Origin of the sequence: Dyella sp. AD56 (genome assembly GCF_002878475.1) — a bacterium.
Lineage (GTDB): Bacteria > Pseudomonadota > Gammaproteobacteria > Xanthomonadales > Rhodanobacteraceae > Dyella.
Genome location: NZ_NRDP01000003.1, coordinates 165,249 through 182,270, shown reverse-complemented (window position 1 = coordinate 182,270; position 17,022 = coordinate 165,249). Strand labels below are relative to the sequence as shown.

Annotated in this window: 13 protein-coding genes; 4 read left to right on the top strand and 9 right to left on the bottom strand. The window is 63.3% G+C overall.

Features of this window, described 5'->3' with window-relative positions:
• The first annotated feature begins 95 nt into the window (after window positions 1-95).
• From DyAD56_RS03350 to DyAD56_RS03340, 3 genes are all read left to right on the top strand, one after another.
• Window positions 96-1,106: a phosphotransferase gene (locus DyAD56_RS03350; protein WP_102301327.1), complete on the top strand. Its 1,011-nt coding sequence runs from the start codon at window positions 96-98 to the stop codon at window positions 1,104-1,106.
• Window positions 1,103-1,804: an N-acetylmuramate alpha-1-phosphate uridylyltransferase MurU gene (gene murU, locus DyAD56_RS03345; RefSeq protein WP_102301326.1), complete on the top strand. Its 702-nt coding sequence runs from the start codon at window positions 1,103-1,105 to the stop codon at window positions 1,802-1,804. The genes DyAD56_RS03350 and murU overlap by 4 nt, the downstream gene beginning before the upstream one ends.
• 146 nt (window positions 1,805-1,950) lie before the next feature.
• A complete protein-coding gene (locus DyAD56_RS03340) occupies window positions 1,951-3,069 on the top strand; it encodes a sterol desaturase family protein (RefSeq protein ID WP_102301325.1) in 1,119 nt (372 codons plus the stop codon).
• A gap of 19 nt (window positions 3,070-3,088) precedes the next feature.
• Here DyAD56_RS03340 and DyAD56_RS03335 read toward each other — a convergent pair whose 3' ends face one another.
• Window positions 3,089-4,024 carry a LysR family transcriptional regulator gene (locus tag DyAD56_RS03335; protein WP_102301324.1) on the bottom strand — a complete coding sequence of 312 codons (936 nt, stop codon included), beginning with the start codon at window positions 4,022-4,024 and terminating at the stop codon, window positions 3,089-3,091.
• A 144-nt stretch (window positions 4,025-4,168) separates the two neighbouring features.
• Between DyAD56_RS03335 and DyAD56_RS03330 the strand changes: the two genes are divergently transcribed.
• A complete protein-coding gene (locus DyAD56_RS03330; RefSeq protein ID WP_102301323.1) occupies window positions 4,169-5,728 on the top strand; it encodes an MFS transporter in 1,560 nt (519 codons plus the stop codon).
• A 37-nt stretch (window positions 5,729-5,765) separates the two neighbouring features.
• Here DyAD56_RS03330 and DyAD56_RS03325 read toward each other — a convergent pair whose 3' ends face one another.
• The 8 genes from DyAD56_RS03325 to DyAD56_RS03290 form a co-directional block, all read right to left on the bottom strand.
• A complete protein-coding gene (locus DyAD56_RS03325; protein ID WP_102301322.1) occupies window positions 5,766-6,674 on the bottom strand; it encodes an MBL fold metallo-hydrolase in 909 nt (302 codons plus the stop codon).
• 78 nt (window positions 6,675-6,752) lie between these two features.
• Window positions 6,753-7,628, bottom strand: a complete 876-nt coding sequence (locus DyAD56_RS03320) for a LysR family transcriptional regulator (RefSeq protein ID WP_102301321.1) — start codon at window positions 7,626-7,628, stop codon at window positions 6,753-6,755.
• A 142-nt stretch (window positions 7,629-7,770) separates the two neighbouring features.
• Window positions 7,771-8,736, bottom strand: a complete 966-nt coding sequence (secF, locus tag DyAD56_RS03315) for a protein translocase subunit SecF (protein WP_102301320.1) — start codon at window positions 8,734-8,736, stop codon at window positions 7,771-7,773.
• Between the two features lie 16 nt (window positions 8,737-8,752).
• Window positions 8,753-10,624 (bottom strand): protein translocase subunit SecD, encoded by a 1,872-nt coding sequence (gene secD / locus DyAD56_RS03310; RefSeq protein ID WP_102301319.1) that lies wholly within the window; start codon window positions 10,622-10,624, stop codon window positions 8,753-8,755.
• Between the two features lie 87 nt (window positions 10,625-10,711).
• On the bottom strand, window positions 10,712-11,047 hold the full coding sequence (yajC, locus tag DyAD56_RS03305) for a preprotein translocase subunit YajC (RefSeq protein WP_102301318.1): 336 nt from the start codon (window positions 11,045-11,047) through the stop codon (window positions 10,712-10,714).
• A 230-nt stretch (window positions 11,048-11,277) separates the two neighbouring features.
• A complete protein-coding gene (gene tgt / locus DyAD56_RS03300) occupies window positions 11,278-12,405 on the bottom strand; it encodes a tRNA guanosine(34) transglycosylase Tgt (protein WP_102301317.1) in 1,128 nt (375 codons plus the stop codon).
• 1,043 nt (window positions 12,406-13,448) lie between these two features.
• Entirely contained in the window at window positions 13,449-14,480 is a 1,032-nt protein-coding gene (gene queA / locus DyAD56_RS03295) for a tRNA preQ1(34) S-adenosylmethionine ribosyltransferase-isomerase QueA (protein ID WP_102301316.1), read from the bottom strand.
• Window positions 14,481-14,535: 55 nt separating this feature from the next.
• Window positions 14,536-16,992, bottom strand: a complete 2,457-nt coding sequence (locus DyAD56_RS03290; RefSeq protein ID WP_102301315.1) for a hypothetical protein — start codon at window positions 16,990-16,992, stop codon at window positions 14,536-14,538.
• Window positions 16,993-17,022: the final 30 nt, after the last annotated feature.

Genomic DNA, 17,022 nt, shown 5'->3' with positions numbered 1-17,022 from the left:
TGTGGAGAGAGGGGCCGCCTTCTGGTTGGCCGATGCGCCTACAGTTCGTGCTTAGCTGCCGCTAAGCTTTACGGCATCGCCCTTTGCAACATGCCATGACCTCCGCTTCCGAACGCGCCGCCGCACGACTGGCCTGGACCCGCGCCACCCTTGGCGACGCCACGCTTGAACTCTCCTCCGCCTCCTCGGACGCCAGCTTCCGCAGCTACTGGCGCGCGGAGCGCGGCGGCAAGACCTGGGTCGTGATGGATTCGCCGCCCCAACAGGAAGATCCGAGGCCGTGGGTCCACATCGGCGAGCGTCTCGCGTCGGCCGGCATCCACGTACCGAAGGTGTACGCCAGCGATCTCGAGCAGGGCTTTTTGCTGATCGAGGACTTGGGCACACACCTCTACCTGCCTCGGCTAAACGATGAAACAGCCGACCCGCTTTATAGCGACGCGATGGATGCGCTTCTGCTCATGCAAACGCGCGTCGAGCATGCCGATCTGCCGCCATTCGATCACGCCATGCTGATGAAGGGATTGGAGGTGATGCCGGAGTGGTTTCTGCAGCGACACTTTGGCTACACGCCGACTTGCGGTGAGTGGGATGTGCTGGAGGCGGCGTTCACCACCATCATCCATAACGCGCTTGAACAGCCGCGTTGCTTCGTGCATCGCGACTATCACAGTCGCAACCTGCTCATCGTGGATCACAACACGCCGGGCGTCATCGACTTTCAAGGCGCGTTGTCGGGCCCGATCACCTATGACCTGGCGTCGCTGCTGCGCGATGCGTATGTCGTATGGCCACGCCAGTGGGTGGAAAACTGGGTGGAGTCGTATCGCGAGAAGCTGCTGCGCGCCGGCGTGATCGATGCCACCACGACGCGCAAACAGTTCCTGCGCTGGTTCGATCTCACCGGACTGCATCGCCACGTGCGCGTGCTCGGCCAGTTCTACCGGTTGTGGTATCGCGATGGAAAGCCCGGCTATCTCGCCGATGTGCCGCGCGTGTACGACTACATCATCTCCGTCGCGAGCAGTTATCCGGAGCTGGCTGACTTCGTCGAACTACTGAAGCGACACGCAGAAGGTCATGACCTGACGCAGGTGAACGCATGAGGCATGCACTGATCTTCGCGGCGGGCCTAGGCGAACGCATGCGTCCGCTCACCCATCACACGCCCAAGCCCTTGCTGACGGTGGGTGGCAAGCCGCTGATCGAATGGCACCTGGAGAAGCTCGCCGCTATCGACGTGCGCTATGTGGTGATCAATACCTCACATCTCGCTGACCAGTTTCCCGAGACGCTGGGTGACGGCTCGCGCTGGGGATTGCGCATCCGCTATGCCTACGAAGGGCCTACGCCGCTGGAAACCGGCGGCGGCATGCTCAATGCCTTGGGCTTGCTCGGCCCCGAGCCCTTCATGGTCATCAGTGGCGATGTGTGGACCGACGTTCCTTTCGACACCCTGCCCGTCGAGCCACGTGGCGCAGGACATCTGCTGTTGGTGGACAACCCGCCGCATCATCCCGATGGCGACTTCGGACTCGATGCGCAGGGTTTGATCCATGACGACGGCGCACCGCGCCTCACCTACAGCGGCATCGGGGTATTTCGCCGCGAACTGCTCGACAGGTGGCAGGACGTTATCCATGACGCCGGATCGCTGCAGACGCCGCCCCGCTTCAAGCTGAGGCCGCTGCTTGAACGAGCCATCGCCCGCCAGGAACTCAGCGGCAGCCACTATCGCGGCGCATGGACCGACGTGGGCACAGCAGAACGCCTGCGTGAACTCGACGAACGTCTACGCCGCTGAGGCAGCCGGCTGAAAGGTGGCCAGCGCAAAATCCTGCCGGTTGGATGCCACCGGACGTGGGCGGTATCCTAAACCGCCCGGTTCTGTAGAGCGCCCCACGCTTTCTCCCACCTGCAGGACCGCATACGTTTCCTCGCAAGGTGTCGATGATGTCTGAACTGTGGTCCCATCTGGTCAGCTGGTTCGCCAGCCATGGCGTGCTGCCGGTGCTGCAGTTTCTGCACCTGGAAGGCCTTGCCGGCGACCCGAACGACATCTCCGCCTCGCTACTCATCGCGGCGTTCCAGCTCTGCGTGATCGGCCTCATCTTCCGCCCGCTGGAAAGCATGGTGCCGGCGGAGAAATGGGAAGACCGCAAGCTCACCAAGGTCGACTTCCAGTACACCGTGATGATGCTGGTCGGTATCTTTCCGATCTTCAGCTTCCTCATCCTCACGCCCATCGCCAACTATTTCGGCGGCCCCGACACCGGCCCCAGTGATGCCAGCGCTTCGCCGCTCGCCATCACGCACTGGCTGCCGTGGTTGAAGCAGCATCCGTGGCTGCTGTTCGGTTGCTACTACGTCATCTACGACCTGGTGTACTACTGGATGCATCGCCTGCAGCACGCGCTGCCCTGGTGGTGGGCGCTGCACAGCATGCACCACAGCACGCGCCAGATGAGCTGCTGGACGAACGACCGCGGCAGCCTTATCGACGGTTTCATCCAATCGATGATCCTGGCCTGCGTCGGCATCGTGATGGGCGTGGAGCCTGAGCAGTTCGCTTGGCTGGTGTTGATCGGCGAGTTGGTGCAGAACTTCTCGCATGCGAATGTACGCATCGCCTTCGGCCCGGTGTTCAACCGCCTGTTTGTGTCGCCGAAGTTCCATCGCCTGCACCACATGCTGGTCGATCCCACGCGCCCGAATCTGCACAACTGCAACTTCGGTCAGGTGTTCTCGATCTGGGATGTGATCTTCGGCACCGCGCTGTACAACGAGCCACTGCGCCCCACCGGCGTGGGTGACCCCATGGTGGACGACGACAATAACCACGGCCTCGTTGGCCTGCATTGGAATGCGGCCAAGCGCTTCTGGGGTGCGGTGCGCCGTCCGGCCGGTTGGAAGTTCGGTGAGGTCGCGTTCGGCCCGGATTACCGCCCGATACCCGTGGACCAACTCGATCTGCATGGGTTGGCCCACCACGTACTGCAGCCGGCGCACACCAGCGAGCCGGCGGACAACGGCATCGATACCGTGACCGAGTCGGCCACCACCGCCTGAGGCGGCCGTGTAGAAGTCCTCAGTGCTGCTTGCGCTGCGGACGCTGCCTACCGGCCACGGCGGCCGTCCCGTCGTCGCCGGGAAATAGCCGTGTCGCCATAAAGTCGACGAACACTCGCACCCTTGGCAGCAAAGTGCGCCCGGAAGGCCACACCGCCCAAAATTGTCCGTGGTCAGTGATGTGGTCGGCCAGCACCGTTTGCAGCGCGCCATCGCGTATCGCATCACGGGCGAGGAAATCGGGCATGTAAGCAAGGCCATGCCCGTCGAGGGTGGCCGCCAGCACGGCCTCCATGTTGTTGCACACAAGCGACGGGCGAAGGCGCAGCGGCCCATCCGTGGCAACGCCCCACTCCATCAATTTGCCCGTGGTGACGAAGCGATAGCGAATGCAATCGTGTCGCTCCAGATCTCCAACCGACAGCGGCGTACCGTGTTCGCGAAGATAGTCCGGCGAAGCACAAAGCACGAAACGGAACGGCCCCAACCGCCGTGCTGCAAGACGCGAATCAGCCAACGTGCCACTACGAATGGCGACGTCGATGCCTGCTTCAACCAGGTCGACCAGTTGATCGCTGCAATCGAGATCCAGTGTTATTTCCGGATAGAGATCCCGGAAAGCTTTCAGATGCGGCAGCAGAAAGCGATAGCCGATGGCCGGCACGCTGACCCGTAACTGCCCCCTCGGTGCCTGCACCGCGCGTGTCATCTCCGCTTCGGCATCCTGCAGTTCGTCCAGGATTCGTCGGCAGCGCTCGAAGAACACTATGCCCTCCGCGGTGAGCCGCACCTTGCGCGTGCTGCGCAGGAACAGGCGCACGCCCATCGCCTTTTCCAGCCGGGCAATGCTTTTCCCGATAGCCGACGACGACACACCCAGTGTCCGGGCCGCGCCTGTGAAGCTCAGTGCCTCCGCGCTACGAACGAAGGCGACGATGCCCGTCAGGCTATCCATGCAGGGTTCCCATTAGAGACATACGCTCCGTTATCACCGGACATCGAGGCTAATTATCAATGGATTAGGTAGTTCATAGCATATCCCGGCCCGCCAAAGCCCTCATGGCTTACGCCCTCTCTTTCGCACAACGCCGGGACACTCATGAACGCCCCACACTCCCCTCCCTACCCATCCGGGCGAAGTCAGCGCCTGGTATTGGCTTCGGTTTGCCTCGCCGCCATCGTGCTGCCCCTGAGCTTTTCCGGTGGCGCCATCGCAACACCCGACATCACCCGTCAGCTCGGCGGCACGTCGGTCGCCCTTACCTGGGTGACCAATGCCTTCATGCTCAGCTTCGGTAGCCTGTTGATGGCAGCCGGCGCGCTGGCCGACCAGTACGGCCGCAAGCGCGTATTCGCCGCCGGCATGGCGTTGTTCCTGCTCAGCTCGATCCTGCTGGCTCTCGCACCCACCGTGTTCTGGCTGGACGTGTTGCGTGCCATGCAAGGCGTCGCCGCAGCGGCGGCACTTTCAGGCGGCTCCGCCGCGCTCGCGCAGGAGTTCGAAGGACACGCGCGGACCCGGGCCTTCGGCCTGCTGGGCACCAGCTTCGGCCTGGGCCTCGCCTTCGGTCCCGTGATCGCTGGATCGCTGATTGCTTGGCTCGGATGGCGTGCGATCTTCGCTTTCATTGCCGTTATCGCCAGCGTGGCCATGAGCTTCGGCCTGCCCCGCATGCGCGAAACCCGTGATCCCGCCGCAGCGGGATTGGACTGGCCCGGAACGCTTTGCTTCACCGCGATGCTGGTACTGCTGACCTTCGGCATCATCCAGGCGCCCATCGCCGGATGGAGCAGCCCGTTGATCGTGGCGCTGCTTGCCGGGGCCGGCGTATTGCTGCTGGCTTTCATCATGATCGAGGCACGCGTCGAGCGTCCCATGCTGGACCTGTCGCTGTTCCGGTATCCGCGCTTTATCGGCGTGCAGATGCTGCCGGTGGGAACGTGCTACTGCTACATCGTGCTCGTCGTGTTGCTGCCTCTTCGTCTGATTGGCATCGAGGGCTGGGGAGAAATGCGTGCGGGCCTGTTCATGCTCGCGCTCTCCGCGCCGCTGTTGTTCATGCCTCTGGTGGCATCGCGGCTCGCCCATCGCGTATCGCCGGGCCTGCTGTCCGGACTCGGTTTTCTGATCGCCGCCGCTGGCCTTATCTGGCTCGCCCGAACCTCGTTCGCAGGCGATGCGCTTCCGATACTGCTGCCGCTTTTCCTCATCGGATCAGGTGCAGGCATCCCCTGGGGCTTGATGGACGGCCTTGCCATCAGCGTGGTGCCGAAAGAGCGCGCGGGGATGGCAACCGGCATCTTCAGTACCACCCGCGTGGCAGGCGAAGGCATCGCACTGGCCAGCGTCGGCGCCATGCTCGCGTGGATCATCCAGTCCACGCTGTCCCATACATCGCCCGGCCTGTCGCAGACGGCGGTGGCAGCTGCCTCCCAACAACTAGCGACGGGAGAACTGCGAATGGCATCCAACCTGCTCCACCCGATACCTGCTGCAACCATCAAGCTTATCTATGCCGACGCGTTCCATATGCTGCTCCTGGGATTGGCCGCGATCACCGTTGGCTGTGCGATCACCGTCTTCTGGGTGATTGGCGCACCCGAGGCTCATGGGTCGATCTCAACAACGCGTCGTGAAGCTACGGATACTTCGTCGTGATGATGGACGTCCAAACTAAACGCGCTCGCCATGCACTTCATGCGACGGGATACCAGGCATAACCGTTATCGCCCGCATCAATCCGACCCAACCCAGGAAAAGGCGCGTGAGCCGCGGCCACGATATCGCCCCGGTGGCATGCTTCGGCAAGAAAGGTGGCGCGAGTCATTCTCGCCTGCGCCGGCTCGCTGTCGTAGCAGACCGTTACATCGGGATCGGCCAATTGCACGGATGCGACATGGAACAAGTCGCCACAGAAAACAACATCCCCCTCGTCCGTGCGCAACCGATATCCCGTGTGACCTCTGGTGTGTCCAGCCAAGAGCTCCGCCGTCAGGCAGTCGCCCCATGACGCTCCCGGATCAAAAAGCCGGTAACGTCCTTCTGCCTGATACGGCGCCAGGATCTGGCGTGCGTGTTCAAACGTCGCACGTACGCTTGCATCCACCGCCGCAGGATCGCCAGCGCCCAACCAGAAAGCGTCTTCCTCACGCGGTACGTAGATCACCGCATGCGGAAACACGGCCACGCCATTTCGCGCCAGGCCACCGATGTGGTCGGGATGAAGATGGGTCACCAACACCGTGTCGATCTGCTCAGGGCGCAGCCCTGCCGCCGCCAGCTGCGCCGACATGTCGCCGAGCGTTGCGTCTTGCAGGTCGCCGGCGCCTGTATCGACGAGCACGCGATGCGTGCGGTTCTCGATCAGAAAGGCGTTGACGTGACTGCTAACCACCTCGCCAAGGCAGGCGCGCTCCAACAAGGGCTGCATGGGCGTCTCGCCATCACGCAGAACCTCATGAACGGACAACGCGAAATAGCCATCGCACAGCGCCGTTATCGTCGTGCCACCGAGATGGAAGCGATGGAAACCCGTTACCCCGGTCAGACGGTCCTGCTGCGAACCGGATGGCAAGAACACAGCATGATCGTCACTGCACATCATGGAAGCTCCTGAAGAAAGGAGCCCTAGCCTGCCCGTCGCTACGCCTCGCGCACACTGACACCGACGTGGGTCAGCCCTTCATGGATGTTCGGGGGTGCTGCCGTCAGCAGGCCCCAACAGGCGCACCGCGATATCCGCCAGCGCACGCACCCGTCCCATGCTCCGCAGATCCTCGTGGTAACCCATCCAGATGTATCGCGATGGCGGTGCATCGCCCAGGTCCACGCGGATCAGTCCGCTCGTCGCATCACCAACGGCGTGCGGCAATACGGCCAGCCCCGTGCCTTGCTGACACAAGCGCGCCTGTAAGGCCCGATGGTTGGAGACCACCACCGGCCGCGCATGCGGGAGCATCGCGCGCAGCCAATCCGTTTCCGGGTAGCTGTGTTCGGACGTATCCATGACGATGAGGTTTGTTCCCCGGCCGTCGCCGCGCTCGATCCGCGACTGATCGTTTCGCGCGTACAAACCGTAGTCGATGCGCAGAAGCCGGCATTGAACAACGCCGGGCTCATCGAAAGGCACCACGCGGAACACGACGTCCGCCTCGCGGCGGGATAGGTCGAAGCGCCGCGAACTTACCATCAGTTCCGGCACCACGTCGGGGTGCTCGCGCCTCAGCGTATCGATGACGGGCGGCAGAACGTAGGTGGCGAACCAGTCTGCCGAGGAGATGCGCAACGGACCCGGCGTGCCGTCGTCACCCGCCAATCGACGCTGGAAGGCCATCGCCGCGCCCTCCATCTCCTCCGCCAGCGCAAGCACTCGCGCGCCGGCTTCCGTCAGAAGAACACCGTTGTCGTGCCGCTGGACCAGCGGTTGGCCCACGTCGTCTTCAAGCGCGCGAATTCGCCGGCCAACGGTGGGATGGCTGAGCCGCAGGAAACGCGCAGCGGCTCCCAGTGACCCCTGGCGCGCCACGGCGAGAAAGATGCGAACGTCACTCCATTCCATGCCCAGACTCCTGTGCGCGACCTTGGAACTGTGGGTGCGCGCGAGACGTTCGACAAGGCCGTCGGCACGGCGAGGGCACGCCCAAAACGAAAAAGCCCGGGTTTCCCCGGGCATTTTCTCTTCCATCGAAGTGGCGGACGCCTTACGGGCGGCGCGCCAGCTCCGGGTTTTCCTTGGTCTTGGGCATCAGGTCCTGCTTGGACACGCCCAGCCACAGCAGGATCGGGCTCGCCACGAAGATCGAGGAGAGCGTACCCACCAGGATACCGATCAACATGGTGATGGCGAAGCCGTGCACCGCCGGACCACCGAAGAAATACAGCGCGGCCATGGTGATGCCGGTGAACAGCGCAGTGATGATGGTTCGCGACAGCGTGTTGTTGATCGAGCGGTTGAGGATCTCCTCCGGCTCGGCCTTGCGGGCCAGGCGGAACAGTTCACGCACGCGGTCGAACACCACCACCTTGTCGTTGATGGAGTAACCGATCACCGCCAGCACCGAGGCAAGCACCGTCAAATCGAACTCACGCTGCATAAGCGCGAAGATGCCCACGGTGATCAGCGCGTCGTGGAGTTCGGTGGCGATAGCCGCCACGGCGAAGCGCCACTCGAAGCGGATGCCCAGGTACAGGCCGATGCCGAGCACCACCACGATGGCGGCGACAATGCCGTCACTACGCAGTTCTTCGCCCACGGCGGAGCCCACGTAGTCACGACTCTTGAGCTTGGCATCCGGACGAGCCACCTGCAGCGCCTTGGTGACATCCTCGGCGATCTTGTCCAAGTTCACCTTGCCGCCGTCGGCCACGCCGGAGCTCGGGTCGTCCTTGGGCTGCAGGCGAATGGATACTTCCTTCGTACCGCCCAGGCTCTGCACCAGGGCGTGCTCCATGCCACCCTTTTCCAGCGCGTCGCGGACTTCTCCGACCTGCACGGGGTTGTCGTAGTCCACCACCAGCGATACACCGCCGGTGAAGTCGAGGCCGTAGTTGAGTCCCTTCACCGCGATCAGCGTGATGGAGGCGATCATCAACAGGATCGCGATGCCCACGCTGATCTTCCTCATGCCGAGGAAGTTCACATTGGCGTTGTGGTTGAAGATTTCCATGATTGATTGTTCCTCTTCAGACCGACAACGTCTTGAGCTTGCGATGGCCGTGGATCAGCGCGGTGATCGCGTGCGTCACGGTGACCGAGGTGAACATCGAGGTCAAAATACCGATCAGCAGCGTCACGCCGAAGCCCTTGATCGGGCCCGAGCCCATCGTGGTCAGCGCCAGCGCGGCGATCAGGTGGGTGACGTTGGCGTCGAGAATGGTGGCCCATGCCTTGTCGTAACCGGCACGGATCGCGGCATGTGGCGACGAACCATTGCGCAGTTCTTCTCGTATGCGTTCGCAGATCAGCACGTTCGCGTCGATCGCCATACCTAGCGTCAACACGATACCTGCGATGCCCGGCATGGTCAGCGTGACGCCGATGGCCGACATCACCGCGATCAGGATGACAAGGTTGAAGAACAGCGCCACGTCGGCCACGAGACCGAAGAGCTTGTAGTAAAGCGCGGCGGCAAGCAGCACCAGGGCGAGACCCAGGGTCACTGCACGCAGACCCTTGCTGATGTTGTCCTGGCCAAGGCTGGGACCGATCACGCGCTCCTCGACGATGTCGACAGCGGCGGCGAGCGAGCCACCCTTGAGCAGCAACGCCAACTCGGAGGCTTCCTTCGGACTGCGCAGACCGGTGGTCTGGAAGTTCTTGCCGAACACGCCATTGATGGTGGCGTAGTTGATCACTTCTTCCGTGACCTTCGGCGTGCGCACTTCCTTGCCGTCGACCATCTTGGTGTCGACCACGCGCTCCACATACACCACGCCCATCGGCTTACCGACGTTGCCGGTGGTGAAGTCCAACATCTTCTTGGCGCCTGCGGCGTTCAGCGTCACCGACACGGCGGGCGAACCGCTCTGCTGGTCGAACGTGGACGACGCATCCACCAGCTGGTCGCCAGTGACGATGATGTTCTTGCTGAGCAGGTACGGACGACCGTCGCGATCCTTATAGAGGCGTGCGTCGGGCGGAACGATGCCGGTGCGGGCAGCGTCGATGGCCTGCTGCGGCGTACCGTAGCCCGAGCGGTATTCCAGCGTGGCCACGGCGCCGATGAGCTTCTTGGCCTCGGCCGTGTCCTGCACGCCGGCAAGCTCGACCACGATGCGGCTGTCGCCCTGCTGCTGGATGATCGGCTCGGACACGCCCAGCGCATTGATACGGTTGCGCAGGGTGCCAAGGTTCTGGCGAATCGTGTTCAGCGACAGCTCGCGCAGCTTGTCCGGGCGCACCACGGCGTTGAGCGGGAAGCGGTCGCCAGTGGTGCTGCCATCCGTCACGGTGAGGTCGGGATAATCCGCCGTGATCGCGGTAGCGGCAGCGGCACGGTCTTCCGCGGACTTCAACACCACGGACACACCCTGCCCACGCTGCGAGTTGCGGACTACCGACTCGTAGCGAATGTTCTTTTCGCGCAGCAGACTGCGGATGTCGTCCGCATAGCGCGCTTCCTGCTTGTCGACCACGTCGTCCAGATCGACCTGCATGAGGAAGTGCACGCCGCCCTGCAAGTCCAGGCCCAACGGCATCGACTTCGCGCCGATAGCGGTCAGCCAGTGCGGTACGGTGGACTTGAGGTTGAACGCCACGGTGTAGTCGTCGCCCAACGCAGCCTTGATCGCGTCAGCGGCGCTCTTCTGCACGTCGGGGTTGGCGAAGCTGGCAAGCAAATGGTCGCCATTGAGCTCAATGCCAGTATTGGTGACGTTCGCCTTCTGCAGCGTGTCGGATACCTTCTGCTCAAGCGCCTGGTCGACCGTGCCATTACGGTTGGCCGTGATCTGCACGGCAGGCACCGGCAGGAACACATTGGGCAACGCGTAGACAATGCCGAGCGCCAATACGATGGCGACCAGCGCATATTTCCAGCGTGGAAAATCACTCATGCCTTGAATCCGTCAAAAGCCGCGGCTGAGGCAGCCGCGGCGAGCAATGCTTCGTATGGACCGAGGCCCCTCCGCCCCGGCAAGTCGTCAGGACGACTTCAGCGTGCCCTTGGGCAGGACCTGCTGCACGGCGCCCTTCTGCAGCTTGATCTTCACGTTCGGCGCGATTTCGACCGTGACGAAGCTCTCACCGATCTCTTCCACGCGGCCGGCAATGCCGCCGTTCGTGACCACTTCGTCACCCTTGGCCAGACCGGAGAGCAGCGCGCGATGCTCCTTTTGGCGCTTCATCTGCGGGCGGATCATGACGAAGAACATGACCACCAACAGCAGGATCGGCAAAGCCAGGCCCATCAAGGGATTGCCCTGGGCACCGGCTGCGGGAGCGGCCTGAGCCAGCAGGAACGACATCGGAAGATTCATCAGCTTGTCTCGCAAGTGGCGGTATTGACAGACATTTCTGACAACACCTGATAAAAGATCGTGGATTATGCCACGCGCCCCCGGACCCTGCATGCGCTGCAAGGCCCACCCGTCGAAGGTTCTGGCGTCGGTATGGGCGGATTCCAAGGGGCAGGATCGGGGCGCGGCACCCAAGGTTCCCTCAAGCGCCCTACCCCGTCATTCCGGCGCAGGCCGGAATGACGCCTCGGTTAAGCCGCCACGCCCCCAGCCCTGCGCGCATAGAACTCAGCCACGAAGTCGTCCAGCTTGCCGTCAGCAATCGCGTCACGCAGACCAGCCATCAGGCGCTGGTAGTGACGCAGGTTGTGCATGGTGGCGAGTTGGCTGCCGAGGATTTCATTGCAGCGATCCAGGTGGCGCAGGTAGGCCCGGCTGAAGCCGTTGCTGCAGGCGTAGCAATCGCAGCCTTCCTCGATGACGCGGGTGTCCAGCGCGTACTTGGCGTTACGGATGCGCAACGTGCCTTCGGCGGTGAACAGGAACCCGTTGCGCGCGTTGCGGGTCGGCATCACGCAGTCGAACATGTCGATACCGCGACGCACCGCTTCCACGATGTCCTCGGGACGGCCCACGCCCATCAAGTAGCGCGGCTTGTCGGCCGGCAGCAGGGGCACGGTGAAATCCAGCGCGTGATTGCGTTCCGCCTCGGGCTCGCCCACGGCAAGCCCGCCCACCGCATAACCGTCGAAGCCGATGTTGATCAACCCCTCGGCCGAGCGTTGGCGCAGGTTCTCGTACACGCTGCCCTGCACGATGCCGAACAAGGCATTGGGATTTTTCAGATCGTCGAAGGCGCGGCGTGAACGCTCGGCCCAACGCAGGCTGAGTTCCATCGAGGTGGACGCCACTTTTTCCGTCGCGGGATACGGCGTGCACTCGTCGAAGATCATCGCGACGTCCGAATCGAGCACCTTCTGGATGCGCATCGATTCTTCCGGCGACAGGAACACCTTGGAGCCATCCACCGGTGAGGCAAACGCCACGCCCTCCTCGGTGATCTTGCGCTTGTGCGCCAGCGAGAAGACCTGGAAGCCACCGGAGTCCGTCAGGATCGGCTTGTCCCAGCCGATGAATTTGTGCAGGCCGCCGAACTGCTCCACCACCTCAAGGCCGGGGCGCAGGAACAGATGGAAGGTGTTGCCCAGGATGATCTCGGCGCCGACCTCGCGGATATCCCGCGGCGTCATCGCCTTCACGGAGCCATAGGTGCCGACCGGCATGAAGGCCGGCGTTTCCACCGTGCCGCGGTCAAAGACGAGACGGCCGCGACGGGCCGCGCCATCGGTGGCCTGGAGTTCGAAAGTCATGGAAGTCATAAGGGGAATTATCGCTTGTCCGGCGATTTCGTGCTTCAGGGAGGTTTACCGTTGTTGTCTTCTTCCTGGCGCACACCGCAAAAGGGGGTGTGCGCCAGGTTCCGGTGGCGGTATCGCTTGATTGCCATGTTCTGGTGACCTGGCTCGCCTGCGGCGGGCTTCCGAACTGCTGCCGCAGTCCGGGTCACTTTTCTTTGCTTGCCCAAAGAAAAGTAACCAAAAGAAACGGCAACCCCATCGCGGCGCTGGCCGGTGAAGCCGGCCAGTCCGTGAGGGGCGTCCGGGCTTTTCGACGGGGCTCCTGCCCCGACGAAAAGTGCCGGGCGTCCTGCCCGGCACCCCTACGGGGCCTTTTCGTCCACCCCTCACCGCCGCTCAAGGGGGCCCGAAGGTCAAAAGCGCCAAGCGCACGGCTCGTGCAGTTGCGCTGCACATCGCACTGGTGGGGTACGTGGCGTTTGTATCTCAGTGCAATTAAGGCTGTGCCTAGCGCGTCGAGATCTACACCCGGTCGAGAAGCGTAGCGACTACCTGCTTTAAGCTGCTTTAAGCCCTCTTCGCTTCGGCGCGTTGCGAAGCGCTCCGGAGTACCCGCTGTGTAGAGGCGAAGGTTGCCAAATCGCACGATTCCTCAACCGTTCGGGCTTATCCCCACGCCATGCAGAGCTCCTCAGTGCATCGATGCGTTGCGGTGTAGCCGCACCCCCAATAAGGAGATCGCCTGCTGCCGAATACCTCGAGCTCCAAGGCTCGTATTCAACACGACGCTACCGGAGCTCTGAAGGCCATTTTCTTTGGGTTACTTTTCTTTTGGGCCAGCAAAAGAAAAGTGACTCGGCCTTCGGCAGAAGATCGAAACGCCCGCTGCGTAAGCGGCCAGGTCACGATCACGTGCGAGGCGACAGTCGACTACTGACGGCACTGGTTCCCGACGCTTGCCCCCCTTTGAGGGGTGCGCCGGAATGACGGCTAAAAGATGAAACGATAAGGCCAGATTGGCCCCTCACCCCAACCCTCTCCCCAAAGGGGAGAGGGAGAAAAGCTCAGCTACCTCGCGGCAGAATCAGCATCGAATCCCCATAGGAGAAGAACCGATACTTCTGCTCCACCGCGTGCCGATACGAAGCCAGCATGAAGTCGCGCCCCGCCATCGCCGATACCAGCATCAACAGGGTCGACTGCGGCAAGTGGAAGTTGGTCAGCAGGCCATCGACGCTGGAAAACCGGTAACCAGGGAAGATGAAGATCTGTGTTTCCCCAGCGAAAGGCTGCAATTCGCCTTCACGTACGGCGCTTTCCAACGCGCGCACCACCGTCGTGCCCACCGCGATCACGCGATTGCCCGCCGCCCGCGTGCGGCGGATCTGCTCCACCAGACTCGCGCCCACGTTGAGCCACTCGCGGTGCATCTGGTGATCCTTGATGTCGTCCGCGCGTATAGGCTGGAAGGTGCCTGCACCCACGTGCAAGGTCACGTAGCCGAACTGGACGCCACGCTCGCGCAAGGTCGCGAGCATGGTCTCGTCGAAATGCAGGCCGGCTGTGGGTGCAGCGACCGCGCCGGGCTCACGTGCGAACACGGTCTGGTAGCGCTCCATGTCGCTGGCATCCGCGTGCCGTTCGATGTACGGCGGCAGCGGCATTTCACCCAGACGCAGCAGCAGGCGTTCCAGGGGATCGGGCGACTCGAAGCGCAAACGGAAAAATGGCCCGTCGCGCCCCAACACCACGGCATGGCTGCCGTCGGCCAGCTCGATGCGCCCGCCTTCCTTCGGCTTCTTGCTCACACCCAACTGCACGGTGGCTTCGTGCGCGCCGGTGACGCGTTCGATCAGGATTTCCACCTGTCCGCCGGTGTCCTTGCGCCCGTAAAGGCGCGCAGGCAACACGCGCGTGTCGTTGAACACCAGCAGGTCGCCTTCGCGCAGGAAGGTCGGCAGGTCGCGGAACATGCGGTCCTGGCGCGCCTGCGCCTCCATGTCGAGCACCAGCATGCGGCTGGCCGAACGCTCGGCCAGCGGTGCCTGGGCAATCAACTCGGGCGGCAACTCAAAATCGAAATCGGTTTTCTTCACGGGCGGGGTACTTGCGTCGAATGGGACATTATCGCGCAAAACCCCGCCCTGCCCTTCAAACCTGGGCTTTGCGCTTCCTGCGACGCACCAGCCAAGCCGCGAAACCAGCCACGACGAGCACGAAAGCGCCCAGTTCGTACGGGAAGTAGTGCCGCACAGCGTGCTTGACTGCTCGCACCTGCTGGGCCCGCTTGAGCGCGCGGGCACTGTCGAAATTCGGTTCTTCACAGGTGTGGCCGAAGTCGGTCGCCCAGCTCACGTACGCACCCTGCTTCACATAGCGCTGATAGAACGCCATGGCACGACGCTCCCGCTCGGACGGCTGACTGGGTGCGGGATCGCCGTAGTACTGGTAGTGATCCTCGTAATCCGGCGGGCCGTCCAGCATCCAGCCGGTGGCTTTGCACAGCACCGCAGCAAAGGCCTGCGAACGGGGCGGCAGCAAGTCAGCGGCCTGCGATGCCTCGTCCGCCGCGATGTAGCGGTAGTGGAAGCGATAGTCGGGCTTGGCCACGCTCTCGGCATAACGCTGGCGCTCGCCGTCGGTCACGTAGTGCTGCTTCAGCGAGTCGGGCGTCTGGCCACTGCCGCCCTGGAACGAGCCGCCGTTGTCCTGGAAATCGGGACCCTGCTCGTAGCCAAGGATTTCCATGCCGTTCTCGCGAGCGATCGCTGCGGCGGCATACAAGCCCTGCGCCTTGCCGATGTCCGTCCACGCGTGCTGGCCGTCGTGCATGGCCTTGGCATACGCGCGGGCCTTGTTGCGCAGGTTGGCCGGCTCCGACTTGCCGTTGTCGTCCTGCGTGGTGATACGCGGATCGTCATCCTTGGGGAAGTACGCGAACGCTTCGTCGTAGCGGCCCGCACGCATCAGGCGACGCGCCAGCAACCAGCGCACGTTGTCGGCCAAAGGAAACTGCATGCGGTAGTACGTGTCGGCCTGCTTGTCCTTGGGCGGATTGGGCGACTCGGGTGCATGCGCGTCGACAAAGCTCTTGAGTTCGTCGACCGTCAATACGCGCTCGGCGACGTAGGAGGCATCGTTGCCGTAGCCCATGCCCACGGCATCGCCTTCATCCTCGTACTCATTACCATCACCACCCACGGCCGACGCCGCGTCGTATAGGTGGCCCATCGCCTCGACGTATTCGCCACGTGCGAGAGCCAGCACACCGTCTTCGCCGGGGATCAGGTGAGCGTTGGCCGGCTCGATGGCAGCCTGCGGATCGTCCGTTTTCGGAAAGGCCTTCGCCGCCGCGGCGTACGCGGCGCTCGCCGCCGCCATGTCGCCCTTCTGCAGCGCAAGCTTGGCGCGCACCCATTCGGCCAGCGGGCCGGAGGATTTGTCGACCAGCCGCGCAGCCAGATCGTAGTTGCCCACCTGATAGGCCAGCGAGGCGAGCCGGTCCGCACCGGCAACATGGTCCAGCCCGCGCTTCTCGATGGCTTGCACGAGTGCCGTCAGGCGGGGATCGATCTTCGGCTTGGTCGCGGCCGTGGTGGTGCTCGCGGACGTGTCGTCCGATGCACCCTCCATGCGCGCCAGTGCATAGGCGACCAGCAGACGCTGCGGCACCGGGCTGTCGATCAGCGGATCGATCAGTTGCGGCTGGCGCATGCTGAAGTCGGCCACGGCGATCAGCGAATTCACCGCACTGTCCGACCGATGCCCAGCCTGCGCCGCGTAGAGCGTGATCGCGCGCCTGAGGTCGTCCGCCGTCAGGCCATTGCCGCAGCCATCGGTCTTGGCCGGGGCTTGGTTGTCCTTGTCGCTGTCGCCGTCTGCACCATCGACGACATCCTCCGACGCGCCGTACAGAACGCCCCAACTGCACTGCGTACCATGATCGTAGAGATAGAGCCGCGCTTCCTCGCCAAAGCTGGAAACAGCCAACCCTTGCGTATCGGATGCGCCATCCACCGCGCGCGTGCGGGCGAGCCCGAAGGCCTTGGCCGCCGCCGCGCGTTCGCGCTGGAACACAGTGGCGTTAGACGCCGCGCCATTGGCCTTCGCCGCATGGATGCGGCCCAGCATGTAGGCGGCCCAGACCGAGCGCAGCTTTGCCTGATCCGGCGGCAGGGCCAGCACCTGCTCGAAGCGGGCAGCGGCTTCGTCCTGCTGGTCACGGCTGAAATCCAGCGCACCGGCCACATAAGCACGCAGGTCCGCGGGCAGATCCTTGCCCTGCTCGAACGCCTCGTCGCCGGTATGAAGCTCCCGCAGCGACTTGATGCGCGCCAGCTGCGCCACACTCACGCCCAGCGATTTGGCTTCGGCGTCATCGTTTTTCTTGTCGTCGCCGCCGTACGGAGGGGGCTCGTTACTGACCAGCTTGTCGGTGGCCGGCAACAGGTGCTGCGCCTCGAACGCGAAGCTGTTCTGCGGCACAGACTTCAGTGTCGCCTCGCGCTGATCCAGCAACTGGTTGGGAAACATCGGGCCGCAAGCCCAGGCAACGGCACCGGCGAGGCCGGCCACCACCGCAGCGACAATCCATGGGCGCTTGTACATGGTTCTACCTGATAGGGGGCGCTCCGCGCC